This is a genomic window from Streptomyces sp. NPDC050422 (assembly GCF_044458665.1).
Taxonomy (GTDB): Bacteria; Actinomycetota; Actinomycetes; order Streptomycetales; family Streptomycetaceae; genus Streptomyces.
Genome location: NZ_JBITIE010000035.1, coordinates 1 through 24985 on the forward strand (window position 1 = coordinate 1; position 24985 = coordinate 24985).

The following is a 24985-nucleotide window of genomic DNA, read 5'->3' on the forward strand; positions in this document are numbered from 1 at the left end:
TGACGCCGACGCGGGAGGCGGGGGGGGGGGGGGGGGGGGGTGGGGGGGGGGTGGGGGGGGGGGGGGGGGGGGGGGGGGGGGGGGGGGGGGGGGGCGGCGCCCCCCCCCCCCCCCCCCCCCCCCGGACGGGTGACCGCCCTACGCCGAGGGCAGTTCCTTCAGCTGGATGTTGCGGAAGGACACCTGGTCGTCAGCCCCGTGGTTCTGGAGGCCGATGTAGCCGTCCTTGAGGCTGCGGACCGGGTCGGTGTTGGTGAAGTCGTTGATCTTCACTCCGTTGAGGAAGATCTGGAGCCGCTCACCCTGCACCTTGATCTCGTAGCTGTTCCACTGGCCCGGCGGCCTCAGCACCTGGTCGCGTGCCTTGGTGTTGGCCGCCTTGAAGGTGTAGATGGAGCCGGTGGTGCGGTCGACGGCGTCGGAGGCGTCGATCTGGACCTCGTAGCCGTTGTTCACCGCGGACCAGGGGTCGTCGGACTCGGGGAAGCCGACGAAGACACCGGAGTTGTCGTCGCCCGCCATCTTCCAGTCGAGCTTCAGGGAGTACGACTTCAGCTCCTTGGCCTGGTAGGTGAGCAGGCCCATGCCGCCTTCGGAGCGCAGCTCGCCGTCGACGACGTTGAACTTCCCGGGCCCGGCCTGCTTCCAGCCTTCGAGGGTCTTGCCGTTGAAGATCGACCGGTAGCCGGTGCCGGCCTTGCAGTCGCCCTTGACCTGGCCGGCGGCGTACCGCACTCCGCCGAGGAGGAGCTGCCGGAAGTCCGCGTCGGCGTACGACTCCTTGGTGTGGCCGAGACCGGTGTAGAAGGAGCGGCCGCCCTCGTAGGTCTGGCACCAGGTGATCGGGTGATCACCCTTCATGGTGCCGCCGGTGTAGGTCGTCTCGTCGAGCGTGGCGAGGACCTTCACCTTGTCGCGCGGGTTGGTGCGGTAGTTGTACAGCTCGTCGGTCCGCTCCCAGGCGTCGCCCAGGTGGGCGGTGGCCGGGTGCTTGTGGTCCTCGACCCGGACGGTGACGGGCTGGATGGCGGGGTGGCCGGAGAAGTAGGCGCCGACGAGTCCGCCGTAGAACGCCCAGTCGTACTCGGTGTCGGCGGCGGCGTGGACGCCCATGTAGCCGCCACCGGTGGCGATGTAGTTCTCGAAGGCCTTCTGCTGGTCGGCGTTGAGTACGTCACCCGTTGTCGACATGAAGACGACGGCGTCGTAGCGGGCGAGGTTGGCCGTGGTGAACTGGCCCGCCTCCTCCGTGGCGTCGACCGTGATGTTGCTGCCCTTGCCGAGTTCCTTCAGTGCGGCGATGCCCTCGGGGATCGCGTCGTGGCGGAAGCCGGCGGTCTTGGAGAAGACGAGGACGCGCTTGGCCGTCTTGTCGGGCGGGGTGTTGGAGAGTTCGAAGTCGTCGATGTCGTAGAGCGCGCCTTCGCCGCCCTTGAACACCAGGAAGAGTTCGGTGGCCTTCTTCGGGGCGCCGCGCAGGGGGACGTCGATGTCCTGGAAGGTCTCCCAGCCGCCGGTCACCGGTACCGGTGCGGAGCCGAGGATCTTCCCGGTCGCCGAACCGGTGCGCACTTCGAGGAAGCCGCCCACGCCGCCGGAGGAGATCCGGGCGGTGAGCTTGGTGGAGTCGCCCAGGATGTACGGCTTGAAGGAGATCCAGTCGTCGTTGTGGATGTCGCCGACGGTCTTGCCGCCCTCGGCGTTCGCCTTGTCGAAGGTGTTGATGCCGGACGAGGCGTTGAAGTGCTCGGCCTGTCGGTGGCGCGGCTGGAGCTGCGACTGGTCGTGGCCGCTCAGCGCGGCCTGGCCGCCGCCTCCGCCGTCGGTGTACGAGGCGTCGATGACCCCGAAGATGTTGGCGTTGGGGTCGTGCCCGCCGTCCATCTTGGTCGCGATGGTGCCGGTGCAGCCGTGTTCCGTGGTGATGGGGTGGCCGTGGCTGTCGTGGCCGAGGACGAAGCGGACCTCGACCTTGGAGCAGTCGATCGCGCCGTCCTCCGGATCGGTCACCGTCACCTTGAACGGAATGTCGTCACCGAAGGTGAACAGCTGCCCGTCACCGGGGAGTTCCAGCTTCACGGTGGGCGCCGTGTTGCCGACGGTCACGTGCACGCTGGCCGATCCGGTGCGCCCGGAGGGGTCCTCGGCGGTGACGGTCGCGGTGTAGGTGCCGTTCTTCTTGTACGTGTACGCGGGGTTCGCGGCCGTGGAGGTTCCTCCGTCGCCGAAGTCCCAGGCGTACGTGAGCGGGTCGCCGTCACCGTCGGCGGTGCCGGCGGAGGAGAACTGCACCTTCAGCGGTGCGATGCCCGACGTCTTGTTGACCGCGGCTTCGGCGATCGGGGAGCGCCCCCCTGTGGCGTTCTCGATGCGGTAGAGCGCGGAGTGCTCGTCGCCACCGAACCAGGAGAGGCCGTAGTCCAGGACGTACAGCGCACCGTCGGGTCCGAAGGCCATGTCCATGATCTGGGTTCCGGACCACGGGATGTCGTTGATGGACTGCACCTTGCCATCGGCGTCCTGCTCGATGCGCTTGATCCACTGCCGGCCGAACTCCCCGGCGAAGAAGTCTCCGTCGTACGCCTCGGGGAACTTCACGGGCGAGTCGAGGTCCGCGTCGTAGTGGTAGACGGGTCCGCCCATCGGGGACTCCGAGCCGGTGCCGAACTCCGGGACGGACCCGCCGTCGTACGGGATCCAGGCGGCCTGGGCCGGCGGCAGGTCGACGATGCCGGTGTTGTGCGGCGAGGTGTTCTTCGGAGCCGCGCAGTCGAAGGCGGCACCGGAGGTCTTGGTGGCGAAGTCGTAGTCCAGGTACGGGTCGTTGGCGCCGGTGCAGTACGGCCAGCCGAAGTTTCCGGCCTTGGTGACCCGGGCGAACTCGACCTGCCCGGCCGGTCCGCGCTTGGGGTCGGCCGCTCCCGCGTCCGGGCCGTAGTCGCCCACGTAGACGATGCCGGTGGCCTTGTCGACGGAGAAGCGGAACGGGTTGCGGAAGCCCATCGCGTAGATCTCGGGGCGGGTCTTGTCCGTCCCCGGCGCGAAGAGGTTGCCGTCCGGCACGGTGTACGAGCCGTCGTCGGCGACCTTGACCCGAAGGATCTTGCCACGCAGGTCGTTGCTGTTGCCGGCGGAGCGGCGGGCGTCGAACGCCGGGTTGCGGTCGGGGCGTTCGTCGATGGGCGTGAACCCGTCGGAGGCGAAGGGGTTGGTGTCGTCGCCGGTCGACAGGTACAGGTTGCCGTCTGCGTCGAAGTCGATGTCGCCGCCGACGTGGCAGCACATGCCGCGGGACGTCTTGACGTCGAGGACCTTCTTCTCACTGCCGAGGTCGAGCGTGCCGTCCTCGTTGAGGACGAAGCGGGAGAGCCGGTTGACCCCGTCGAACGGGGCGAAGTCGGCGGCGGTGCCGGTCTCGGGGGCGTCGCCCGCGGGGGTGTCCAGCGGGGGTGCGTAGTAGAGGTAGATCGCCCGGTTCTCACTGAAGTCCGGGTCGACCCCGATGCCCTGGAGGCCTTCCTCGTCGTGCGAGTAGACGGGGATGACGCCGGAGATCCTGGTGTTGCCGGCACTGTCGGTGATGCGCAGCTCGCCGCTGCGCGAGGTGTGCAGCACGCTGCGGTCGGGGAGCACGGCCAGCGACATCGGCTCGCCGGTCTCGGCGGCGCCCTTGGCGAGGGTGACCTGCTGGAAGTCCTCGGCGGCCGCGGCCGGGGCGGTGGGCTCGGTGTGGGCGGCGGCCGTGCCCGACGTGGCGCCCAGGCTGAGGGTGGCGGCGGCGAGGAGGCCGCCGGTGAACAGGGCGAGGGATTTGCGGACGCGGAGCCTTGCCGGGGTCCCGGTTCGGGTCCCGCTTCTTGTTCTGTGCACGAGTGTCCTCCGGAGAGTGCCGGTTGTACGGGCGGGTGTTGCCGTGCCGTTCCGCGCGGGGACTGCCGCGCAGGTCAGTCGGGGCCTGTGCGGCTCCGGTGACGGTGCGTTATGTCATGTACACGTCTAGGACGGTAGACCTGTTCGTCCCGGACGGAAAGCCCTTGTGCAGCGGCGTTGTTGTACTTTTTCCTTGGCCAGGACAAAGAGGGGTGTGGGCAGGGGGGACCGGCCCGGCGGCGTGTGCGGGTGCCGCTGGGCACATCAAGCCCCTCCGGCGATTGAGGAGCGGGGGTCCGGGGGCAGGGCCCCCGGGAGGGCCCTGCCCCGGCGCCTCAGCCGTTGCCGCCGAACGCCGCGTCGAACGACGCGCTCGGCGGGTCGAAGTCGAACCGCTTCAGCGACGTCAGCGCCTCCGGCGCCCCCGCCAGCCGGTCCATGCCCGCGTCCTCCCACTCCACCGACACCGGCCCCTCGTACCCGATGGACCGCAGCATCCGGAACACGTCCTCCCACGGCACGTCCCCGTGCCCCGCCGAGACGAAGTCCCAACCGCGTCGCGGATCGCCCCACGGCAGGTGGGAGCCGAGCCGGCCGTTGCGGCCGTCGAGGCGCTTGCGGGCCTCCTTGCAGTCCACGTGGTAGATCCGGTCCCGGAAGTCGTACAGGAACCCCACCGGGTCCAGGTCCTGCCAGACGAAGTGGCTCGGGTCGAAGTTCAGCCCGAACGCCGGCCGGTGGTCCACCGCCTCCAGCGCGCGGTGCGTCGTCCAGTAGTCGTACGCGATCTCGCTGGGATGCACCTCGTGGGCGAACCGCACACCTTCCGCGTCGAAGACGTCGAGGATCGGGTTCCAGCGCTCCGCGAAGTCCTCGTACCCCCGCTCGATCATGTGCGGCGGGACCGGCGGGAACATCGCGACCAGGTGCCAGATGGACGAGCCCGTGAAGCCGATGACCGTGTCCACGCCGAAGGCGGCTGCCGCCCGCGCGGTGTTCTTGATCTCCTCGGCCGCCCGGCGGCGCACCCCTTCGGGCTCGCCGTCGCCCCAGATCCTGGCAGGCAGGATCCCCTGGTGGCGCTCGTCGATCGGGCTGTCGCAGACGGCCTGGCCGACCAGGTGGTTGGAGATCGCCCAGCACTTCAGCCCGTACTTGTCGAGCAGTTGGTGCCGGCTGTCCAGATAGCCGGGGTCGGCCAGGGCCTTGTCCACCTCGAAGTGGTCGCCCCAGCAGGCCAGTTCGAGACCGTCGTAGCCGAAGTCACGGGCGTACCGGCAGACGTCCTCCAGGGGAAGATCGGCCCACTGACCGGTGAAGAGGGTAAAGGGACGGGGCATGCGCAGGACCTCCTAGAACTGTACGGGGGTGAGTACGGAGTTCTTCGCGGCGCTCTCCTCCACCGCCGCCAGCACCCGCTGCACCTGGAGCCCGTCGGCGAACGACGGGACGGGGGGCGCCCCTTCGGCGATCGTGCGCACCGCGTCACGGGCCTGGTGGATGAACGTGTGCTCGTAGCCGAGCGCGTGCCCCGGCGGCCACCAGGCCTCCAGGTACGGATGCTCGGGCTCGGTGACCAGGATGCGCCGGAAGCCGGCCGTGGTGGCGGGCTCGGTGTGGTCGTGGAAGGACAGTTCGTTGAGGCGCTCCAGATCGAAGGCGAGCGAACCGAGCTCCCCGTTGATCTCCAGACGCAGCGCGTTCTTGCGTCCCGCCGCCATCCGGGTCGCCTCGAAGGAGGCCAGGGCGCCCGAGGCGAGCCGCCCGGTGAACAGCGCCGCGTCGTCCACCGTCACCGTGCCGGACTCCCCGGCGGCTGCCACGCCGCCCAGGCCCCCCGAGGGGCCGGCGAGCAGCGGGCGTTCGCGGACGAAGGTCTCGCTGACGGCCGAGACCCCCACCAGCAGCTCCCCCGTCAGGTACTGGGCGAGGTCCACGATGTGCGCGCCGAGGTCGCCGAGCGCGCCGGAGCCCGCCTGCTCCTTCTTGAGCCGCCAGGTGAGCGGGGAGGCGGGGTCGACCAGCCAGTCCTGGAGGTAGGTGGCCCGGACGTGCCGCAGGGTGCCGAGCCGGCCCTCCGCGATCAGCGTGCGGGCGTAGGTGATGGCCGGCACCTTGCGGTAGTTGAAGCCGACCATCGCGACCTGACCGCGGGCGGCGGCCCGCGCCGCCGCCTCGGTCATGGCCTCCGCCTCCGCGACCGTGTTGGCGAGCGGCTTCTCGCACAGCACGTGCTTGCCCGCCTCCAGGGCCGCGATCGCGATCTCCGCATGGCTGTCGCCGGGGGTGCAGATGTCGACGAGCTGGACGTCGTCCCGGGCGACCAGGGCCCGCCAGTCGGTCTCGGCCGCCGCCCAGCCGTGCCGGTCGGCGGCGGCGTCCACCGCCGTCCGGTCGCGACCGCAGATCGCGGCGAGCACCGGCCTCATCGGCAGCTCGAAGACATGGCCCGCGGTGCGCCACCCCTGTGAGTGGGCGGCGCCCATGAACGCGTATCCGACCATGCCGACCCCGAGCGTCGGTGCGCTCGCCATCGGCCGGTACGTCGGCGGCGCGGCCGCCTCCTGCTCCGTCTCTTCCCTACGGGCCATCCGGGCTTCCTCCTCATCGGTGGTTCGGTGGGTGCGGCGGGAGGGTCAGCACCCTCCCGCGGGTCGGCTCAGCTGAAGCCCGTCGGCAGGTACTGGTCGACGTTCTCCTTCGTGACCACGGCCGAGTAGAGCGTGAGGTTGGTCGGGATCTCCAGCTCGGAGAGGCCGGTGAGACCCTTGCCCTGACCCAGTGCGCGGGCCAGGTCGACGGCCGACGCCGCCATCGTCGGCGGGTAGAGGACGGTGGCCTTCAGCACGCTGTTGTCGGCCTTGATGGCGTCCATCGCGGACTTCGCCCCGGCTCCGCCGACCATCAGGAACTCGTCCCGGCCGGCCTGCTGGATGGCGCGCAGCGCGCCCACGCCCTGGTCGTCGTCGTGATTCCACAGAGCGTCGAACTTCTTCTGTGCCTGGAGGAGCTGGGCCATCTTCGCCTGCCCGGACTCGACGGTGAAGTCGGCTGCCTGACGGGCCACCAGCTCGATGTTGGAGTAGTTCTTCAGAGCGTCCGAGAAGCCCTGGCTGCGCTGCTTGGTGAGCTCCAGGCTGTCGATGCCGGCCAGCTCGACGACTTTGGCGTTCGACTTGCCCTTGAGCTTCTCGCCGATGTACGTACCGGCGTTGAGCCCCATGCCGTAGCTGTCTCCGCCGACGTAGCAGCGGTACGCCTGCGGGGAGGCGAAGATGCGGTCCAGGTTGATGACGGGAATGCCCGCCCTCATGGCCTCCAGGCCGACCTGCGTCAGCGCCTTGCCGTCTGCCGGGAGGATGATGAGGACGTCGACCTTCTTGTTGATCAGGGTCTTGACCTGGCCGATCTGGGCGGCCGTGTCGTTGGAGCCCTCGGTGGTCTCCAGGGTCACCTCGGAGTACTTCTTCGCCCGCGACCTGGCGTTCTCGTTGATGGCGTTGAGCCAGCCGTGGTCGGCCTGCGGGCCCGCGAAGCCGATGGTGACGGGCTTGCCCGGCTTGTCGTCCGCGGCGGGCGCGTTGCTCTGCGCCGCGGCGTTCTTCTCCTTGGGCTCGTTGCTGGTGCAGGCGGTCAGGAAGGCGCCCGCGGAGACTGCGGCGGTTCCGAAGAGCAGTCCTCTGCGACTGGTTTCTGGCATGACTGTCAAACCCTTCATCCGGTGCGTGGGGATAGGGAACAGGCAGGTGCGATACGGAGGGTGACTCTTGGTCAGGTCTCGCGGTGGGCCGAGGTACGGCCCTGGACCAGGACGGCGGCGACGATGATCGCGCCCTTGGCGATCTGCTGGACATCGCTCTGCAGGTTGTTGAGCGCGAAGATGTTGGTGATCGTGGTGAAGACGAGGACGCCCAGCACGGAACCGACGATGGTGCCGCGGCCGCCGCTGAGCAGGGTGCCGCCGATGATCGCGGCGGCGATGGCGTCGAGCTCGTACAGGTTGCCGTTGGTGTTCTGTCCCGAGCCGGACAGGATGATCAGCATGAAGGCGGCGATGCCGCAGCACAGCCCGGACAGCAGGTAGAGGTAGAGCCGCTGCCGCCGTACGTCGATCCCTGCCAGCCGGGCCGCTTCCGCGTTGCCGCCGACGGCGACCGTACGGCGGCCGAAGGTCGTACGGTTCAGCAGCAGCCAGCCGACGACGGTGACCACGGCGAACATCATGACCAGCGGGGGGACGCCGAGGACGTAGGAACCGGGCAGACCCAGGTCGAGGACGGACTTGACCGTGACGATCTGGGTCTTGCCGTCGGTGATGTAGAGGGCCATGCCGCGGGCGGAGGCGAGCATCGCCAGCGTCGCGATGAACGGCACCAGCCGGCCGTACGCGATGAGCAGCCCGTTGACGAGTCCGGCACCGAGGCCGACGAGCATCGCGGTGAACAGGATGCCCGCGAAGCCGTACTCCTGGGTGGCGAGTGTGGTCGCCCAGACCGAGGCGAGGGCGACCATGGCGCCGACGGACAGGTCGATGCCGCCGCTGGTGATGACGAAGGTCGCCCCGACGGTCACGACGCCGATGACGGACGCCTGGGTCAGGATCAGCTGAAGGTTCCCGGTGTCCAGGAACGCGTCGGGTTCGGTGATCCCGCCGACCACTATCAGTGCGGCGAGGACGCCGAGCAGGGAGAGGCTGCGGATGTCCACGCGCAGCCCCGAGCTGCGCGAGGATCCGTCCTTCTTGGGGGACGCGGGGGCCGACACGGGCGTGGCGCCCTTGTCCGGCCCGCTCTGCTGTGCCGATGAGACGGGCTGCGTCATGACGTCGGGCTCCCTTCCATCACGAGGTCGAGTACGCGGTGTTCGTCGAGCTCGCCGGCGTCCGCCGTATGGACGACGCGGCCCTCACGCAGGACGAGCACCCGGTCGGCGAGGCCCAGGACTTCGGGCACTTCGCTGGAGACGAGCAGGACGGCGAGGCCTTCGTCGGCCAGCCGGCGGATCACGGCGTAGAGCTCGGCGCGGGCGCCGACGTCCACCCCGCGGGTCGGTTCGTCGAGCAGCAGCACCCGGCAGCCGCGCAGCAGCCAGCGGGCGAGGACCGCCTTCTGCTGGTTGCCGCCGGAGAGGGTGCGGACGGGGGTGTCCGGGTTGTCGGGGCGCAGGGAGAGCTCGCGGGTGGCGGCGCGGGCCGCCTTCCGTTCGGCTCCCCGGTCGATCCAACCGGCCCTGGAGAAGCGGGACATGGAGGAGACCGAGACGTTGCGGGTGACGGATTCGAGCATCAGCAGGGCCTGCGCCTTGCGTTCCTCGGGGGCGAGACCGATACCGGCGGCGACGGCGGCGCGTACGCTGCCGGGTCGCAGCGGCTTGCCCGCGACCGTGACCCGTCCTGCGGTGGCCTTGCGGGCGCCGTAGATCGTCTCCAGGATCTCGGAGCGCCCGGAGCCGACGAGCCCGGCCAGGCCGACGATCTCGCCGGGCCTCAGCTCCAGGTCCACCGGTTCGAACTCGCCCTTCCTGGTGAGCCCTTGGACGGTGAGGACCGGGTCGGGGGCGGGCCGGGCGTCCTCGGGTGCGGCTTCGGGCCGGGGCGGGAAGACGTACTCGACGTTGCGGCCGGTCATCATGGCAACGATGTCGCGCGTGGGTGTGGACTCGGCGGGGAGTCCGACCGCCACCGCCCGTCCGTCCTTCAGCACGGTCACCCGGTCGCCTATCCTCCGGATCTCCTCCAGGCGGTGCGAGATGTAGACGACGGCGACGCCGTCGGCGGTGAGCGAGGCGACGATCCGGAAGAGGTTGTCGACCTCGTCGGGGTCGAGGGCGGCGGACGGCTCGTCCATCACGATGAGGCGTACGTCGTGGGAGAGCGCCCTGGCCATCGAGACGATCTGCTGGTGGGCCGCGGAGAGTTCACCGACCGCGCGGGCGGGGTCGATCTCCGGGTGGCCGAGCCGTTTCAGGAGGGCGGCGGCCGCGGTGCGGCCCTCGCCGGTGCGGACGACGAACCCGGCGCTGGTGGGTTCGTGACCCAGGAAGACGTTCTCGGCGACCGACAGGCCCTCGACCAGGTCGAGTTCCTGGTAGATGGTGGCGATCCCGAGGCGCATCGCGGTGATCGGCGACTTGAGTACGGCAGGTGCGCCGCACCAGGTGATCTCGCCGTCGTCGGGCTGGTGGGCCCCGGCGAGGACCTTGATGAGGGTGGACTTGCCGGCGCCGTTCTGGCCGAGGAGGCAGTGGACTTCGCCGGCCTGGACCTCCAGGTCCACGCCGTCGAGGGCGCGCACGCCGGGGAAGGACTTGGTGATGCCGGACATGGTGAGCAGCGGTGCTTCTGGAGCCATGACGAATCCCCTCGGCGGATGGGGTGCCCCTGCGCGGGCGAGTCCGGAAGCAGGGGGAAGGGCCGGTGAGCGGGCAGGGGGCAGTGCGGTCCCGGGGGTGTCCCCCGGACCCCGGGACGGTGCGCGGGGCGGTGCGCGGGGCGGTGCCTTTGTTGCCGTCGGGCCTTGATACGGGCCGGTGAAGGTGGGCCGGGTGAAGGGTGGGGCAGGTGCGGGGTGGGCCGGGTGCGGGGCAGGTGCGGGGCAGGTGCGGGGCGGATGAAGGGGCAGGCGCGAAAGGAAATCAGGCGGGTGAGAAGAGGTGGTCGCTGATGAGCCTGGCCGCGCCGATGACTCCGGCCGCGGGTCCGAGCTCGCCCAGCACGATCGGGAGGTTGCCGGTGGCCAGCGGCAGGGACTGCCGGTAGACCTGGGTCCGGACGCTGGCTAGCAGCGTGTGGCCCAGTCCGGTCACCCCGCCGCCGATCACCACCAGACCGGGGTTGAAGAAGCTGACGAGTCCCGCGATGACCTGTCCGACCCGGTTGCCGCCTTCACGGATCAGGTCGAGCGAGGTGGGGTCACCGGCGGCCGCGGCGGCCGCCACGTCGACGGCGGTGAGTTTCCCGGACGCCTCCAGCCGGGCCGCGAGCTCCGGGGACCGTCCGGCGCGGGCCGCGTCCTCGGCGTCACGGGCCAGTGCGGCGCCGCTGAAGTGTGCTTCCAGGCAGCCCCGGTTGCCGCAGGCACAGGGGCGGCCGTCGGGTTCGACCTGGATGTGTCCGATGTCGCCGGCGCTGCCCGTCGTACCGCGGTGGACCTCCCCGCCGACGACGATGCCGCAGCCGATGCCGGTACCGATCTTGACGCAGAGGAAGTCGCCCACGGAGCGGGCGACCCCCGCGTGCTGCTCCCCCATCGCCATCAGGTTCACGTCGTTGTCGACCATGACGGGGCAGCCCAGTTCCTGGCTGAGCGCCTCGCGGACCGGGAAGCCGTCCCAGCCGGGCATGATCGGCGGCGCGACCGGAATGCCTTCGGGGAAGCGGACCGGTCCCGGTACGCCGATCCCCGCGCCGTCGAACCCTTCGGCGAGCCCGGAGGCCCGGAGCTTGGCCGCCATGGACAGCACCTGCTCGAAGATGACTACGGGGCCTTCGCGTACGTCCATGGGGTGGTTGAGGTGGCCCAGGACCTCCAGCTCCGCGTTGGTGACCGCCACATCGACCGATGTGGCGCCGATGTCGACGCCGAGGAAGCGCAGCTCCGGGGCGAGCCGGATGTTGTGCGAGCGACGCCCGCCGCGGGATGCGGCGAGTCCGTCGGCCACGACAAGGCCGGTCTCCAGCAGTCTGTCCACCTCGACGGCGAGCTTGGAGCGGGAGAGATCGACCTGATCCCCCAGCTGCGCCCGTGAGTTGGGCCCGCCGTCGCGCAACAGCCGGAGCAGTCGCGCCTGATGCGCATTCGCGGGTCGTGCCGTCATCCGTCTCACGCGCCCCTCCCCGCCACATCGGCCTGTCCGTCGGGCTTTGGAGGGGAACGTAGCAGCGGTTGCCGGGAGTGGGAAGAAGTTGCGCAGGAATCCACCACAACTTTCTCCACCCTGAGGACAAAGAGGGGTGATGGGGTGCCGCCTCGCCTGGCCGGAACGCACAAACGCCCCCGATCGCGGCCGCGCCGGCGATCGAGGACGTGAGCGACGGGATCCTCGGGCCTGTCCGACCCTGATCCGCCGGACAGGCCCTACGCCTCTTCTCGTTGGTGGTACGTCTGGCGGGTGTGCTCGGTGTGGGCCCGCATGATCGCCGTCGCCCGCTGCTCGTCGCGCGAGGAGATGGCGGCGATCAGGGAGCGGTGCTCGATCCAGGACTGCTTGCCGCGCTGCCGGGCGACGGGGGTGTAGTACCAGCGGACCCGGCGGTCCACCTGCCCGGCCAGTTCGGAGAGGACGACGTTGCCGGCCAGCTCCATGACCTTGGCGTGGAAGGCGGCGTTGGTCGCCACCGCGAGATCCACGTCGTCGTCGGCGACGGCCTGCTCGCCCTTGGCGCAGAGCTCCTCCAGGACAGCGATGCCCGCTGTGCCGGAGTTGGCGGCGGCGAGACGGGCCGCCTCGGCCTCCAGGAGCGTACGGACCGAGAGGAGCTGGTCCGCCTCCTCCTCCGTGGGTTCGTGGACGAACGCACCCTGGGCGGGGCGCAGATCGACCCAGCCCTCGGTGTCGAGCCGCTGCAGCGCCTCGCGCACCGGCTGCCGGGACACACCGAGATGCCCGGCCAGCTCGCTCTCGACCAGGTGCTGGCCGGGGCGGAGCGCACGGGTGGTGATGAGTTCGAGCAGCGCCTCGTAGACGCGCTCGCGCAGCGGACCGGGCCGTTCCAGCCTCGGCACAGCCCCTTGCGGCAGTCCTGTGGACAACATCGCGGTCCCCCTCCGGGCGACGAGCAATTGCTTATCGTCTACAGTCTACCGAGCACAACGCCCCTCAGGGGCAGCGGATCACCTGTCCCGCGTAACTGAGGTTCCCGCCGAAGCCGAAAAGCAGCACCGGAGCACCGGTGGCGACCTCGCCCCGCTCCACCAGCTTGGACAGGGCCATCGGGATCGAGGCCGCGGACGTATTGCCGGAATCCACGACATCCCGGGCGATGACCGCGTTGACCGCGCCGATCTTCCTGGCGACGGGTTCGATGATCCTCAGATTGGCCTGATGCAGCACCACCGCGGCCAGATCCTCGGGGGTGATTCCCGCCTTCTCGCACACCTTGCGCGCGATGGGCGGCAACTGGGTGGTGGCCCAGCGGTAGACGGACTGCCCCTCCTGGGCGAAGCGCGGCGGCGTGCCCTCGATCCGTACCGCGTCACCCATGCCCGGCACGGAACCCCACAGCACGGGTCCGATTCCGGGCCGGCCGTCCGCCTCCGTCCCGGAGTCGGCGACCACGACCGCGGCACCGGCGCCGTCACCCATGAGCACGCAGCTGGAGCGGTCGGTCCAGTCGACGATGTCACCCATCTTGTCGGCGCCGATCACGAGCGCACGCGTGGCGGCGCCCGCCCGGACGGCATGGTCGGCGGTGGCGAGGGCGTGCGTGAAACCGGAACAGACCACGTTGATATCCATCACCGCGGGCGAGGACATGCCGAGGCGCGCGGCGACCCGGGCCGACATGCTCGGCGAGCGGTCGATCGCGGTGGAGGTGGCGACCAGGACCAGATCGATGTCGGCCGGCTGGAGACCGGCGGCGGCGAGCGCCTTGGCCGCCGCGTGCGCGGCCAGCTCGTCCACCGGCTCGTCGGGGCCGCCGAGGTGTCGGGTCTTGATGCCGACACGGCTGGTGATCCACTCGTCGCTGGTGTCGACCATGGCCGCCAGGTCGTGGTTGGTGAGCACCTTGGCGGGCTGATAGTGGCCGAGCGCCACGACACGTGAGCCGGTCATATTCAGGTTCCCCTCGCTACATATGGCAGGAACCATCCAGTCTTGGTCGCTACCGCCCGGTACAGGGGCACGTGATCCCACAGGATTACCGGCCGGAGGTTGGAGGCTTGGCAACAGCCTTGACCCTCCGGACCGCATACTGTAGACAATATTCTGTCGACTTGACAGCGTCTCCAGCTCGTCTCCAGCTCGTCTCCCGCTCCTCCCCCGCGCTCGTCCACGCTCCTCTCCCTCCTCCCGCACATCCCGCTGCTTCCCCGCTCCCGCCTCGCTCGGTCAGCTACCGAACGGAGAGCCCCGTGAAAGTCGCAGTTGTCGGTGCCGGCGCGATCGGCGCCTATGTCGGGGCCGCGCTCCACCGCGCCGGCGCCGACGTCCATCTCATCGCCCGCGGGCCGCACCTGGCCGCCATGCGGCGCGACGGCGTACGCGTCCTCAGCCCCCGCGGTGACTTCACCGCACATCCCTCGGCCACCGACGACCCGTCGGAGGTCGGCCCCGTCGACTTCGTGTTCCTCGGGCTCAAGGCCAACTCGTACGCGGCCTCCGGCCCCCTGGTCCACCCTCTGCTGCACGACCGTACGGCGGTCGTCGCGGCGCAGAACGGCATCCCGTGGTGGTACTTCCACGGCCTCGCGGGCCCGCACTCCGGGCGTCGTATCAACAGCGTCGACCCGGCGGGCACGGTCAGCTCCACGCTGCCGCCCGAGCGTGCCATCGGCTGTGTCGTCTACGCCGCGACGGAGATCGAGGCGCCCGGCGTCGTCCGTCATCTCGAAGGGACGCGGTTCGCCATCGGGGAGCCCGACCTGAGCCTCTCGCGGCGCTGCCACGAATTCAGCGAAGCCATGGTCGCGGGTGGGCTCAAGTGTCCCGTCGAGGCGGATCTGCGCAAGGACATCTGGATCAAGCTGATCGGCAACATCTCGTTCAACCCCATCAGCGCCCTGTCCCGGGCCACGATGGGCCAGATCTGCCGCCACCCGGACACCCGCGCGCTCGTGGAGTCGATGATGCGCGAGACCCTCGACGTCGCGGCCGCGGTCGGCTGCCGGCCCGAGATCTCCGTGGAACGGCGCATCGCGGGCGCCGAACGGGTCGGCGACCACAAGACCTCCACCCTCCAGGACCTGGAGAAGGGCAAGCCCCTCGAACTGGACGTGCTGCTCGCGGCCGTCGTCGAACTGGCCGATCTGGCCGGGGCCCCCGTCCCGACGCTGCGCGCCGTCCACGCGCTCGCCGACCTCCTCGCCTCCACCTCCTCGGGCGCCGCGGCGCCAGCAGGGAGCGCACCATGAGCAACAACCGCAAGCGACGTGAACCCAAGCAGTACGAACGGCTGACACACCCGCTGGTCCGGGACACGGACGGCGTCCTGCGACGGGCGAGCTGGGACGAGGCGCTGGACCGCGCGGCTGCCGGGTTCCGGCAGAGCCGCCGGGCGTACGGCCCCGACGCCTTCGCGATGCTGTCCTGCGCCCGCGCCACGAACGAGATGAACTACGTGGCGCAGAAGTTCACCCGGGTGGTGATGGGCACCAACAACGTGGACTCCTGCAACCGCACCTGTCACGCCCCCAGCGTCGCCGGGCTCTCCGCCGCCTTCGGTTCGGGCGGCGGCACCTCCTCGTACGAGGAGGTCGAGCACACGGACCTCATCGTGATGTGGGGCTCCAACGCCCGGTTCGCACACCCGATCTTCTTCCAGCACGTGCTGAAGGGCATCCGCAACGGTGCGCGCATGCACGTCGTCGACCCGCGCCGCACCTCGACGGCCCAGTGGGCGGAGAGCTGGCTCGGCCTGAACGTCGGTACGGACATCCCCCTCGCCCACGCCATCGGCCGCGAGATCATCCATGCCGGCCTGGTCAACGAGGCGTTCGTGGCCCGCGCGACAACGGGCTTCGAGGAGTACGCGGCGCTCGTCGAACCGTGGACGCTCTCGGCGGCCGAGCAGGTCACCGGAGTGCCCGCCGAGGCCATCCGCGACCTGGCCCATGCCTACGCCACCGCCGAACGGGCCCAGCTGTGCTGGACGCTGGGCATCACCGAGCACCACAACGGCACCGACAACGTCCGCGCGCTGATCAACCTGTCGATGCTCACCGGGCACGTCGGCCGGTACGGCTCCGGCGTCCAGCCGCTCCGCGGCCAGAACAACGTGCAGGGCGGTGGCGACATGGGCGCCATCCCCAACAAGCTGCCCGGCTTCCAGGACATCCTCGACGACACCTCACGGGCGAAGTTCGAGCGGACCTGGGACGCCGTCATCCCGCCCCGGTACGGCAAGACGCTCACCGAGATGTTCGAGTCCATGGAGAGCGGCGAGCTGCGCGCGGTGTACTGCGTCGGCGAGAACCCGGCCCAGTCGGAGGCCGACAGCGAGCAGGCGGTGCGGCGGCTGCGGTCCCTGGACCATCTGGTCGTCCAGGACATCTTCCTGACGAGGACCGCCGAACTCGCGGACGTCGTCCTGCCCGCGACGGCCGCCTGGGCCGAGACGGACGGCACGACGACCAACAGCGAGCGCCGGGTGCAACGCGTACGGGCGGCCCTGGCGCCCCCGGGTGAGGCGCGGGAGGACATCGACATCATCTGTGCCCTGGCCGGCCGCCTCGGTCACGACTGGAAGTTCGCCGACGCCGAAACGGTCTGGAACGAGCTGCGCTCGCTCTCCCCCGACCACTTCGGGATGACGTATGACCGGCTGGAGGAGCACCAGGGCCTCCAGTGGCCCTGCCCCGACACGGACAGGCTCCCATCGAGCTTCCTGCACGGCCGACTCTGGGAGACCGATCCCGTACGCCGCGGCCCGGCCGCCGCCTTCGGCCTCGTCCAGCACGATCCACCGGTCGACCTCACCGACGAGGCGTACCCGCTGCGCCTGACGACGGGCCGTCGCCTCGACTCGTACAACACCGGTGTGCAGAGCAGCGGTTACGCCTCACCCCTGCGGCGCGGTGAGTACATCGAGCTGTGCCCCGAGGACGCGGTCGCTTACGGCGTCACGACCGGCGAGGAGGTACGGGTGTCGTCCCGGCGGGGCAGTGTCACCGCGCCGGTGTGGATCGATCCCGGGCTGCGGCCGGGGCTCGCCTTCATGACGATGCACTTCCCGGACGAGGTCGACACCAATGCGCTGACGATCGAGGCGAACTGCCCGATCGCCGGTACCGCCGAGTTCAAGGCCTCCGCCATCCGGATCGAGAAGCTGGTGCCCGCATGGACCTGAAATACCCGGATGCCGTCGCGACGGATGCCGAACGGGAGGCGGTGGACGGCCTGTTGGGACCTCCGCCGTCCGGCTGGGAAGGCGGCGCGACCCGTAGTGACGAGGACCTGCGCTGGGCGCGGGGCGGCGCCTCGGCCGCGAAGGACCGCCGCGACCAGTTGCTGCCCGCCCTGCACGCGGTGAACGACCGGATCGGCTGGATCAGCGAGGGGGCGCTCGGCTACATCTGCCGCCGGCTGACGGTGGCACCCGCGGAGGCGTACGGCGTCGCGACGTTCTACGCGATGTTCTCGGTACGTCCCCGACCGGCGAAGGTCCTCCACGTCTGCACGGACCTGGCCTGCGCGGCCCGCGGCGCGGCGGCCCTCTGTGCGGACCTGACGACGGGCTTCGCCCCGGCGGGAACAGCGACGGACGGGGCAACGTGGCAGGAGAGCCCGTGCCTGGGCCTGTGCGAGAGGGCCCCGGCGGCGCTGCTGATCCAGGCGGGCGAGCAGCCGCCTCCAGCCTGTCCGTCCCCTCCTGCCCGTCTGTCCACTCCAGCCCGTGCGTCCGCTCCCGCCTGTCCGTCCCCTCCAGCCCGTCCGGCGTTTGAGGACCGGGGGTGCGGGGGCGGAGCCCCCGGTTCCGGGAAGGGGCGGGTAGGGGAACAGCCCGCCGCAGGCGCCCCCACCCCCCACCGCACCGCGGTCATCGCCCCCGCCTCGGTCGAGGCCCTCGCCACAGCAACCCGCTCCCCCGACGCGGCCCCCACCGAACCCCCACCCGAATCCGCCGTCCCCCAGGCCGGCGCCCCCGGCCTCGTCCTCCTCAAACGCATCGGCACCACCGACCCCGCCTCCCTGGACGACTACCGCGCGAGCGGCGGCTACACCGCCCTGCGCCGCGCCTTCGCCCTCGGCCCCGCGGGTGTCATCCGCGAGGTGCTGGACGCGGGCCTCGTCGGCCGCGGCGGCGCCGCGTTCCCGACCGGCCGCAAGTGGGAGGCCACGGCCGCTCAGCCCGACACCCCGCACTACCTCGTCTGCAACGCGGACGAGAGCGAGCCGGGCACCTTCAAGGACCGGGTGCTGATGGAGGGCGACCCGTACGCCCTCGTCGAGGCGATGACCGTCGCCGGGTACGCCACCGGCGCCCGGCAGGGGTTCATCTACCTGCGCGGCGAGTACCCCCGGGCGTACGCACGCCTGAGCCACGCCCTCGCTGCCGCCCGCACCCGGGGTCTGCTCGGCCCGGACATCCTGGGTCAGGGGTACGCCTTCGACATCGAGATCCGGCGGGGCGCGGGCGCGTACATCTGCGGCGAGGAGACCGCGATCTTCAACTCGATCGAGGGGCAGCGCGGCGAACCGCGGTCCAAGCCCCCGTTCCCGGTGGAGAAGGGCCTCTTCGGCAAGCCGACCGCCGTCAACAACGTCGAGACGCTCGTCAACGTGCTGCCGATCCTGGAGCACGGCGCCGGCGCCTACGCGGCCACCGGCTCCGGCACGTCCACCGGCACCAAGCTGTTCTGCGTATCGGGGCAGGTGACCGTGCCCGGCGTCTACGAGCTGCCGTTCGGCGCGACCCTTCGGGAACTGCTGGAGCTCGCCGGCCCGCCGCAGGATCTGCGCGCGGTCCTGCTCGGCGGCGCGGCGGGCGGCTTCGTCCGCCCCGACGAGCTGGACATCCCGCTCACCTTCGAGGGCACGCGGGCCGCCGGCACGACGCTCGGCTCCGGCGTCGTCCTGGTCCTGGACGGATCGGTCGAGCTGCCCCGCATCCTGCTCCGGATCGCCGAGTTCTTCCGCGACGAGTCGTGCGGGCAGTGCGTGCCGTGCCGGATCGGGACGGTGCGGCAGGAGGAGGCGCTGCACCGGATCATGGACCGTACGGGCGCCGCGGCCGCCGACGACATCGCGCTGATGCGCGAGGTCGGACAGGCCATGCGTGATGCGTCGATCTGCGGTCTGGGCCAGACCGCGTGGAATGCCGTCGAGTCCGCCATCGACCGTCTGGGGGTCTACAAGTGACCGCTGTACCGCTGCGACTCCCGCGCCGGCTGATCGAGTTCACGCTCGACGGCCAGGAGACCCGCGTCCCCGAAGGGTCGACGATCCTGGACGCCTGCCGGGCCGCGGGTAAGGACATCCCGACCCTGTGCGAGGGCGACACGCTCACCCCGAAGAACGCCTGCCGGGTCTGCGTCGTCGAGGTGGCCGGGGCCCGTACCCTCGCCCCGGCGTGCTCGCGCCGGGCCGAGGCGGGCATGACGGTGCTCACCGACAGCGAGCGGGCCCGGCACAGCCGCAAGGTGGTGCTGGAACTGCTCGCGTCGGCCACCGACCTGTCGACGACGCCGCGGGCCGCCGAATGGATCAAGGAGTACGAGGCGAAGCCCGCCCGCTTCGGCGCCGACGCGGCACGCGTCAACGAGGAGCCGAAGGTCGACAACGACCTGTACGTCCGCGACTACGACAAGTGCATCCAGTGCTACAAGTGCGTCGACGCGTGCGGCGAGCAGTGGCAGAACACGTTCGCCATCGCGGTCGCGGGCCGGGGTTTCGACGCCCGTATCTCGACGGAACACGACGTTCCGCTCACCGATTCGGCGTGTGTCTACTGCGGCAACTGCATCGAGGTGTGCCCGACCGGGGCGCTCTCCTTCAGGACCGAGTTCGACATGCGGGCGGCCGGGACGTGGGACGAGCCGGCCCAGACGGAGACCACCACCGTCTGCGCGTACTGCGGAGTCGGCTGCAACGTCACGCTCCATGTGCAGGACAATGAGATCGTCAAGGTCACCTCGCCGCACGACAACCCGGTGACCCACGGCAACCTCTGCATCAAGGGCCGTTTCGGCTTCCAGCACGTACAGAATCGGGTCTGACTTCATGGGACGGGTCACCGAGCGCCGCCGCACCATCCGCATCCGGGACGGGGTCGTCTCCACCCGCCCGGACACCCTCGTCGCCGAGGAGCCCCTGGAGATCCGGCTGAACGGCAAGCCACTCGCCATCACGATGCGCACCCCGGGCGACGACTTCGCGCTCGCGGCCGGCTTCCTGGTGAGCGAGGGCGTGATCGGCGAGGGCTCCGAGGTGCAGTCGATCGTGTACTGCGCCGGAGCGACGGCCGACGGGGTGAACACGTACAACGTGGTGGATGTGCGGCTCGCGCCCGGCGTCGTGGTCCCCGACATCACGCTGGAGCGCAACGTCTACACGACGTCCTCCTGCGGTCTGTGCGGCAAGGCCAGTCTGGACGCGGTGCGCACCACGACCCGGCACCCGATCGCCGACACTCCCCCGGTCCGGGTGGAACCCGAGCTGCTGGCCGCCCTCCCCGACCGGTTGCGCGCCTCGCAGCGGGTCTTCGACCGGACCGGGGGTCTGCACGCGGCGGCACTGTTCTCCGAGACGGGTGAACTGATCGACATCCGGGAGGACGTCGGCCGGCACAACGCGGTCGACAAGCTGGTCGGCCGGGCCCTGACCGACGGCCGGCTGCCACTGTCCCGGGCGGTCCTGCTGGTCTCGGGGCGGGCCTCGTTCGAGCTGGCGCAGAAGGCGGTGATGGCCGGCATCCCGATGCTGGCGGCCGTGTCGGCGCCGTCGTCCCTCGCGGTCGACCTGGCGGCCGAGACCGGCCTGACCCTGGTCGGCTTCCTGCGGGGGCCTTCCATGAACGTGTACGCGGGAGAGCACCGCATCGCCCTGGAGGCGACGGCCGTCCAGGGCTGAGGCGCCTCGCCCGCTGCACGGGTGAGGGGCTGTCGGATGACATCGGGCCCGCCCGGTCAGAGTCACCCGGCAGCCCCTGAGGGGCCCGGCCGGCGGGGAGCGCCCCCTGCGCCGGCCGGCCTCAGCCCACCGCGACGGGCTCCCGCGTCACCTCGCCGGCCGGGACCGGCTCCTGCGGGTCGCGGGCGCGCCGCTTCGCGATCACCGCGCACACCATGAGCTGCATCTGGTGGAAGAGCATCAGCGGCAGCACGGCGAGGCTCGCCTGCGCGCCGAACAGGACGCTGGCCATGGGAAGCCCCGAGGCGAGGCTCTTCTTGGAGCCGGCGAACTGGATGGCGATGCGGTCCTCGTGGCCGAAGCCGAGGCGCTTCGCCCCGTACCAGCTCACCGTGAGCATCAGGGCGAGCAGCACCGCCTCGGCGGCGAGCAGCGCCCCGAGCCGGGCCGGGGTGACCTGGTGCCAGATGCCCGCGACCATGCCCTCGCTGAACGCGGTGTAGACGACCAGCAGGATCGAGCCCCGGTCGACATGGCCCAGGACCTTCTTGTGGCGTGCGAGGAAGCCGCCGATCCAGCGGCGCAACAGCTGTCCCGCGACGAACGGCAGCAGCAGCTGGACGCCGATCTTCAGCAGGGCGTCCGTCGAGAACCCGCCGCCGCTGTTGCCGAGGAGTGCCGCCGCGAGCAGCGGGGTGACGAAGATGCCCGCGAGGGAGGAGAAGGACCCGGCGCAGATCGCGGCGGGCACGTTGCCGCGGGCGATCGAGGTGAAGGCGATCGACGACTGGATGGTCGAGGGGACGAGGCAGAGGAAGAGAAGGCCGCTCTGCAGCTGGGGTGTCAGGACGTACGGCACGAGCCCCTTGCTCGCCAGGCCCAGCAACGGGAAGGCGACGAACGTGCAGGCCAGGACGGTGAGGTGGAGCCGCCAGTGCTTGAGTCCGTCGAGGGCCTCGGCGGTGGACAGCCGGGCGCCGTAGAGGAAGAACAGGAACGCGACCGCCCCGGTGGAGGCCCCGCCCGCCACGTCGGCGGCGGCGCCGGAGGCCGGCAGGAGCGCCGCGAGTGCGACGGTGCCGATCAACGCCAGGATGTACGGGTCGACCGGCAGCCAGGACGGCAACTGCGGGGTGCGGCGGCTCATGTGCTCCACGTGTCTCTCGGTCGGGATCGTGCCCTCCCCATCCTGCTCGTGATCACCGGCATCGGGAATCCCGTATACCGCTCTGACTGTGATCACGGTTCGCGATAGCGTGGTGTCATGTACGACCCCGCGCAGCTGCGCACCTTCCTCGCCGTCGCCCAGACGCTCAGCTTCACCGCGGCCGCCCGCCGGCTCGGAGTACGGCAGTCCACGGTGAGCCAGCACGTACGGCGGCTGGAGGACGCGACCGGGCGTCAGCTGTTCACCCGGGACACGCACCGGGTCGACCTCACCGTGGACGGCGAGGCGATGCTGGGCTTCGCGCGGACGATCCTGGAGGCCCACGAACGGGCGTCGGCGTTCTTCACCGGCACCCGGCTGCGCGGGCGGCTGCGCTTCGGGGCCTCGGAGGACTTCGTGCTGTCCCGGCTGCCGGAGATCCTCCAGTCGTTCCGCCGCGACCATCCGGAGGTCGAGCTGGAGCTGACCGTCGAGCTGTCGGGGACGCTGCACCAGCAGTTGGCCGCGGGCCGTCTCGATCTGGTGCTCGCCAAGCGGCGGAACGGGGACACGCACGGGGAGCTGGTCTGGCAGGACGCGCTGGTCTGGATCGGTGCGCCGAAGCTGCGGATCGACCCGGACCGGCCGGTGCCGCTGATCGTCTTCCCGCCGCCGGGCATCACCCGGGCGAGGGCGCTGGAGGTCCTGGAGGAGCAGGGCCGTCCTTGGCGGATCGCGTGCACGAGCGGCAGCCTCAGCGGGCTGATCGCGGCCGCCCACGCGGGGCTCGGAGTGATGGCGCACAGTCGCGGTCTGGTCCCGCCGGGACTGGCCCCGGTGGCGGCCCGTGCCGGGCTGCCGGACCTCGGTGACGTGGACTTCGTCCTGCTGCACGGGCGGGGCCGCGGTGGTGCGCAGCAGGCGGCGGACGCACTGGCCGCGGCGATCCTGGCGGGCGGCGACCGTCTGATCCGTCCGCGCGGCGGCCTGGGTGCGATCGGTGCGCGGGACCGCGCATGACGCGGTGCGGGGAGGGGGAGAATGAACGGGACGCGGCGGGCCCTGCCGGACGGTCCGGCCCGGTCGGCAGCGCGGATGCGGACCGATCGCCCATACCCGTACACAACCGCGTGATCGCGGCGTACAGATTCGGTGGAGATTCCCGCGCGAGCCACTTACTCCATGGTCAGAAGGATGCCCGGGCCTTGCCCTTCTGGCCGGATTTCACCACCTGACCAGTGCATATGGCATCCGGTACGGAGCGTTCACCGCACTCCCGCAGCGGCGTCCTGTGGGGTAGCGTCACGGCGCTGTGCGGAGCGCCACAAGGAGCAGGTCATTGCGTGAGTTCACTGTCCCACCCATGGCGGCCGCGCCCCACGTAGGCGGGCTCGCCGATGTCGTGTTCGACTACGCCGAGGAGGATCCGCACCGGGTCGCGCTCGGCCGGAAAGATGCGGACGGACGCTGGCGGGATGTCACCTCGGCGACGTTCCGCGACGAGGTGCTGGCGTTGGCCAAGGGGCTGATCGCGCACGGGGTGCGGTTCGGCGACCGGGTCGCCCTGATGTCCCGCACCCGTTACGAGTGGACCCTCTTCGACTTCGCCCTGTGGGCGGTGGGCGCGCAGTCCGTGCCGGTCTATCCGACGTCGTCCGCCGAACAGGTCCTGTGGATGCTGCACGACGCCGAGGTGTCGGCGGTCATGGTCGAGCACGAGGACCACGCGATGACGATCGCGTCGGTCATCGACCGGCTGCCGCAGCTGAAGCGGCTGTGGCAGCTGGACTCCGAAGCGGTGACGGAACTGGTCGAGGACGGTGCCCACATCGACGACGAGGTCGTGCACCGGCACCGGCGCGCGGTGACACCCGAGTCGATCGCCACCGTCATTTACACCTCCGGCACCACGGGACGCCCGAAGGGCTGTGTGATCACGCACGCCAACTTCATGTTCGAGACGGAGACGATGGCGTCCCGCTGGGAGTCGGTCTTCCACTCCAAGCCGGGTGACGAGGCAGCGACGCTGCTCTTCCTTCCGCTGGCGCACGTCTTCGGGCGGATGGTGGAGGTCACGGCGATCCGTGGCCGGGTGAAGCTGGGCCACCAGCCGGAGCTGTCGGCGAAGGCGCTGATGCCGGACCTGGTGTCGTTCCGTCCCACGTTCATCCTCGCGGTGCCGTACATCTTCGAGAAGGTGTTCAACGGTGCCCGGCGCAAGGCGGAGACGGAGGGCCGGATCGGGCCGTTCGACAAGGCCGTCGACATCGCGGTGAAGTACGCGGAGGCGATGGAGGCGCGGGCGTTCGGCACCGGTCCCGGGCCGTCCGCAGGGCTGCGGATGCAGCACCAGTTCTTCGACAAGGTCGTGTACAAGAAGGTGCGCGAGGCGATGGGCGGCCGGATCCGGCACGCCATGTCGGGCGGCTCGGGGATGGAACGGCAGCTCGGGCTCTTCTTCGCGGGGGCGGGCGTCACCGTGTACGAGGGGTACGGACTGACCGAGACGACGGCCGCGGCCACGGCCAACCCCCCGGAGCGCACCCGGTACGGCACGGTGGGGCAGCCGATCCCCGGCACGTCGGTGCACATCGCCGACGACGGCGAGATATGGGTGTACGGCGCCAACGTGTTCGGCGGGTACCTGGGCGACCCGAAGGCCACCGACGCCGTGCTCAACGACGGCTGGCTGTCCACCGGCGACCTGGGAGCGCTGGACGACGACGGCTATCTGACGATCACCGGGCGCAAGAAGGAGATCCTGGTGACGTCCGGCGGCAAGAGCGTCTCGCCGGCCGGTCTGGAGGAGCGGGTGCGGGCCCATCCGCTGGTGGCGCAGTGCATCGTGGTCGGCAACGACCGGCCGTACATCGCGGCGCTCGTCACCGTCGACCAGGAGTCCGTGGAACACTGGCTCGCGATGCAGGGACGGCAGGCCCTGTCCCCGGGGGAACTGGTGCGGGACCCGGATCTGGAGATGGAGGTCCGGCGCGCGGTGGTGGCCGCGAACACGGCGGTCTCCCAGGCCGAGTCGATCCGTACGTTCCGGATCCTGGCCCACCAGTTCACCGAGGAGCACGGCCTGCTGACACCGTCGCTCAAGCTGAAGCGCAAGGCGATCGAGACGGCGTACGCCTCCGAGGTGGACGCGCTGTACCGCTGACCGGCCCCGGCCCGTGCGCGGCTTCCGCGTGTACCGCTCCGGCGGGACGCCCCGGGAGTACCGTTCCGGTGAAAACG

General features: G+C 70.7%; 17 protein-coding genes. 7 read left to right on the top strand and 10 right to left on the bottom strand.

Annotated features, from left to right (window positions below; all coding sequences use genetic code 11):
• Positions 1–138 precede the first annotated feature (138 nt).
• The 9 genes from ACIBJG_RS36325 to ACIBJG_RS36365 all read right to left on the bottom strand — a co-directional run bounded on the left by ACIBJG_RS36325 (position 139) and on the right by ACIBJG_RS36365 (position 13644).
• Complete coding sequence (locus tag ACIBJG_RS36325; RefSeq protein WP_399314277.1) at positions 139–3870, bottom strand: ThuA domain-containing protein; 3732 nt, start codon at positions 3868–3870, stop codon at positions 139–141.
• Positions 3871–4205: 335 nt separating this feature from the next.
• On the bottom strand, positions 4206–5210 hold the full coding sequence (locus ACIBJG_RS36330) for a sugar phosphate isomerase/epimerase family protein (RefSeq protein ID WP_399314279.1): 1005 nt from the start codon (positions 5208–5210) through the stop codon (positions 4206–4208).
• A gap of 12 nt (positions 5211–5222) precedes the next feature.
• Entirely contained in the window at positions 5223–6461 is a 1239-nt protein-coding gene (locus ACIBJG_RS36335; protein WP_399314281.1) for a Gfo/Idh/MocA family protein, read from the bottom strand.
• 68 nt (positions 6462–6529) lie between these two features.
• Positions 6530–7570 (bottom strand): substrate-binding domain-containing protein, encoded by a 1041-nt coding sequence (locus tag ACIBJG_RS36340; RefSeq protein WP_399314283.1) that lies wholly within the window; start codon positions 7568–7570, stop codon positions 6530–6532.
• 71 nt (positions 7571–7641) lie between these two features.
• On the bottom strand, positions 7642–8691 hold the full coding sequence (locus ACIBJG_RS36345; RefSeq protein ID WP_399314285.1) for an ABC transporter permease: 1050 nt from the start codon (positions 8689–8691) through the stop codon (positions 7642–7644).
• A complete protein-coding gene (locus tag ACIBJG_RS36350; RefSeq protein ID WP_399314287.1) occupies positions 8688–10220 on the bottom strand; it encodes a sugar ABC transporter ATP-binding protein in 1533 nt (510 codons plus the stop codon). Before ACIBJG_RS36350 ends, ACIBJG_RS36345 begins: the two co-directional genes overlap by 4 nt.
• A gap of 283 nt (positions 10221–10503) precedes the next feature.
• The gene (locus ACIBJG_RS36355) at positions 10504–11685 is read right to left on the bottom strand and encodes an ROK family protein (RefSeq protein WP_399314289.1); all 1182 of its coding nucleotides are present in this window, start codon (positions 11683–11685) and stop codon (positions 10504–10506) included.
• A gap of 260 nt (positions 11686–11945) precedes the next feature.
• Positions 11946–12623, bottom strand: coding sequence for a GntR family transcriptional regulator (locus ACIBJG_RS36360; protein ID WP_399314291.1), 678 nt, complete (start codon positions 12621–12623; stop codon positions 11946–11948).
• 64 nt (positions 12624–12687) lie between these two features.
• A complete protein-coding gene (locus tag ACIBJG_RS36365) occupies positions 12688–13644 on the bottom strand; it encodes a beta-ketoacyl-ACP synthase III (protein WP_399314293.1) in 957 nt (318 codons plus the stop codon).
• A 299-nt stretch (positions 13645–13943) separates the two neighbouring features.
• Here ACIBJG_RS36365 and ACIBJG_RS36370 point away from each other — a divergent pair, with 299 nt between their 5' ends.
• From ACIBJG_RS36370 to fdhD, 5 genes are read left to right on the top strand one after another with little or no spacing between them, the layout of a single operon-like run.
• A complete protein-coding gene (locus tag ACIBJG_RS36370; protein WP_399314295.1) occupies positions 13944–14942 on the top strand; it encodes a 2-dehydropantoate 2-reductase in 999 nt (332 codons plus the stop codon).
• Positions 14939–16876: a molybdopterin oxidoreductase family protein gene (locus ACIBJG_RS36375; RefSeq protein WP_399314297.1), complete on the top strand. Its 1938-nt coding sequence runs from the start codon at positions 14939–14941 to the stop codon at positions 16874–16876. Before ACIBJG_RS36370 ends, ACIBJG_RS36375 begins: the two co-directional genes overlap by 4 nt.
• Entirely contained in the window at positions 16867–18888 is a 2022-nt protein-coding gene (locus tag ACIBJG_RS36380; protein WP_399314298.1) for an NAD(P)H-dependent oxidoreductase subunit E, read from the top strand. The genes ACIBJG_RS36375 and ACIBJG_RS36380 overlap by 10 nt, the downstream gene beginning before the upstream one ends.
• Positions 18885–19745, top strand: coding sequence for a 2Fe-2S iron-sulfur cluster-binding protein (locus ACIBJG_RS36385; protein ID WP_399314300.1), 861 nt, complete (start codon positions 18885–18887; stop codon positions 19743–19745). Before ACIBJG_RS36380 ends, ACIBJG_RS36385 begins: the two co-directional genes overlap by 4 nt.
• 4 nt (positions 19746–19749) lie before the next feature.
• On the top strand, positions 19750–20598 hold the full coding sequence (fdhD, locus tag ACIBJG_RS36390) for a formate dehydrogenase accessory sulfurtransferase FdhD (protein WP_399314302.1): 849 nt from the start codon (positions 19750–19752) through the stop codon (positions 20596–20598).
• Positions 20599–20719: 121 nt separating this feature from the next.
• On the opposite strand, the gene ACIBJG_RS36395 is transcribed toward fdhD, so the two are convergent.
• Positions 20720–21745, bottom strand: coding sequence for a bile acid:sodium symporter family protein (locus tag ACIBJG_RS36395; protein WP_399314303.1), 1026 nt, complete (start codon positions 21743–21745; stop codon positions 20720–20722).
• 117 nt (positions 21746–21862) lie between these two features.
• Between ACIBJG_RS36395 and ACIBJG_RS36400 the strand changes: the two genes are divergently transcribed.
• Positions 21863–22765 carry a LysR substrate-binding domain-containing protein gene (locus tag ACIBJG_RS36400; RefSeq protein ID WP_399314305.1) on the top strand — a complete coding sequence of 301 codons (903 nt, stop codon included), beginning with the start codon at positions 21863–21865 and terminating at the stop codon, positions 22763–22765.
• A 343-nt stretch (positions 22766–23108) separates the two neighbouring features.
• On the top strand, positions 23109–24908 hold the full coding sequence (locus ACIBJG_RS36405) for an AMP-dependent synthetase/ligase (RefSeq protein ID WP_399314307.1): 1800 nt from the start codon (positions 23109–23111) through the stop codon (positions 24906–24908).
• Positions 24909–24985: the final 77 nt, after the last annotated feature.

Coding starts and splice junctions, on each gene's coding strand:
- fdhD (WP_399314302.1), top strand. CDS start 19,750: ATGGGACGGGTCACCGAGCGCCGCCGCACCATCCGCATCCGGGACGGG.
- ACIBJG_RS36400 (WP_399314305.1), top strand. CDS start 21,863: ATGTACGACCCCGCGCAGCTGCGCACCTTCCTCGCCGTCGCCCAGACG.
- ACIBJG_RS36335 (WP_399314281.1), bottom strand. CDS start 6,461: ATGGCCCGTAGGGAAGAGACGGAGCAGGAGGCGGCCGCGCCGCCGACG.
- ACIBJG_RS36375 (WP_399314297.1), top strand. CDS start 14,939: ATGAGCAACAACCGCAAGCGACGTGAACCCAAGCAGTACGAACGGCTG.
- ACIBJG_RS36365 (WP_399314293.1), bottom strand. CDS start 13,644: ATGACCGGCTCACGTGTCGTGGCGCTCGGCCACTATCAGCCCGCCAAG.
- ACIBJG_RS36355 (WP_399314289.1), bottom strand. CDS start 11,685: ATGACGGCACGACCCGCGAATGCGCATCAGGCGCGACTGCTCCGGCTG.
- ACIBJG_RS36405 (WP_399314307.1), top strand. CDS start 23,109: ATGGCGGCCGCGCCCCACGTAGGCGGGCTCGCCGATGTCGTGTTCGAC.
- ACIBJG_RS36345 (WP_399314285.1), bottom strand. CDS start 8,691: ATGACGCAGCCCGTCTCATCGGCACAGCAGAGCGGGCCGGACAAGGGC.
- ACIBJG_RS36340 (WP_399314283.1), bottom strand. CDS start 7,570: ATGCCAGAAACCAGTCGCAGAGGACTGCTCTTCGGAACCGCCGCAGTC.
- ACIBJG_RS36360 (WP_399314291.1), bottom strand. CDS start 12,623: ATGTTGTCCACAGGACTGCCGCAAGGGGCTGTGCCGAGGCTGGAACGG.
- ACIBJG_RS36350 (WP_399314287.1), bottom strand. CDS start 10,220: ATGGCTCCAGAAGCACCGCTGCTCACCATGTCCGGCATCACCAAGTCC.
- ACIBJG_RS36330 (WP_399314279.1), bottom strand. CDS start 5,210: ATGCCCCGTCCCTTTACCCTCTTCACCGGTCAGTGGGCCGATCTTCCC.
- ACIBJG_RS36395 (WP_399314303.1), bottom strand. CDS start 21,745: ATGAGCCGCCGCACCCCGCAGTTGCCGTCCTGGCTGCCGGTCGACCCG.
- ACIBJG_RS36380 (WP_399314298.1), top strand. CDS start 16,867: ATGGACCTGAAATACCCGGATGCCGTCGCGACGGATGCCGAACGGGAG.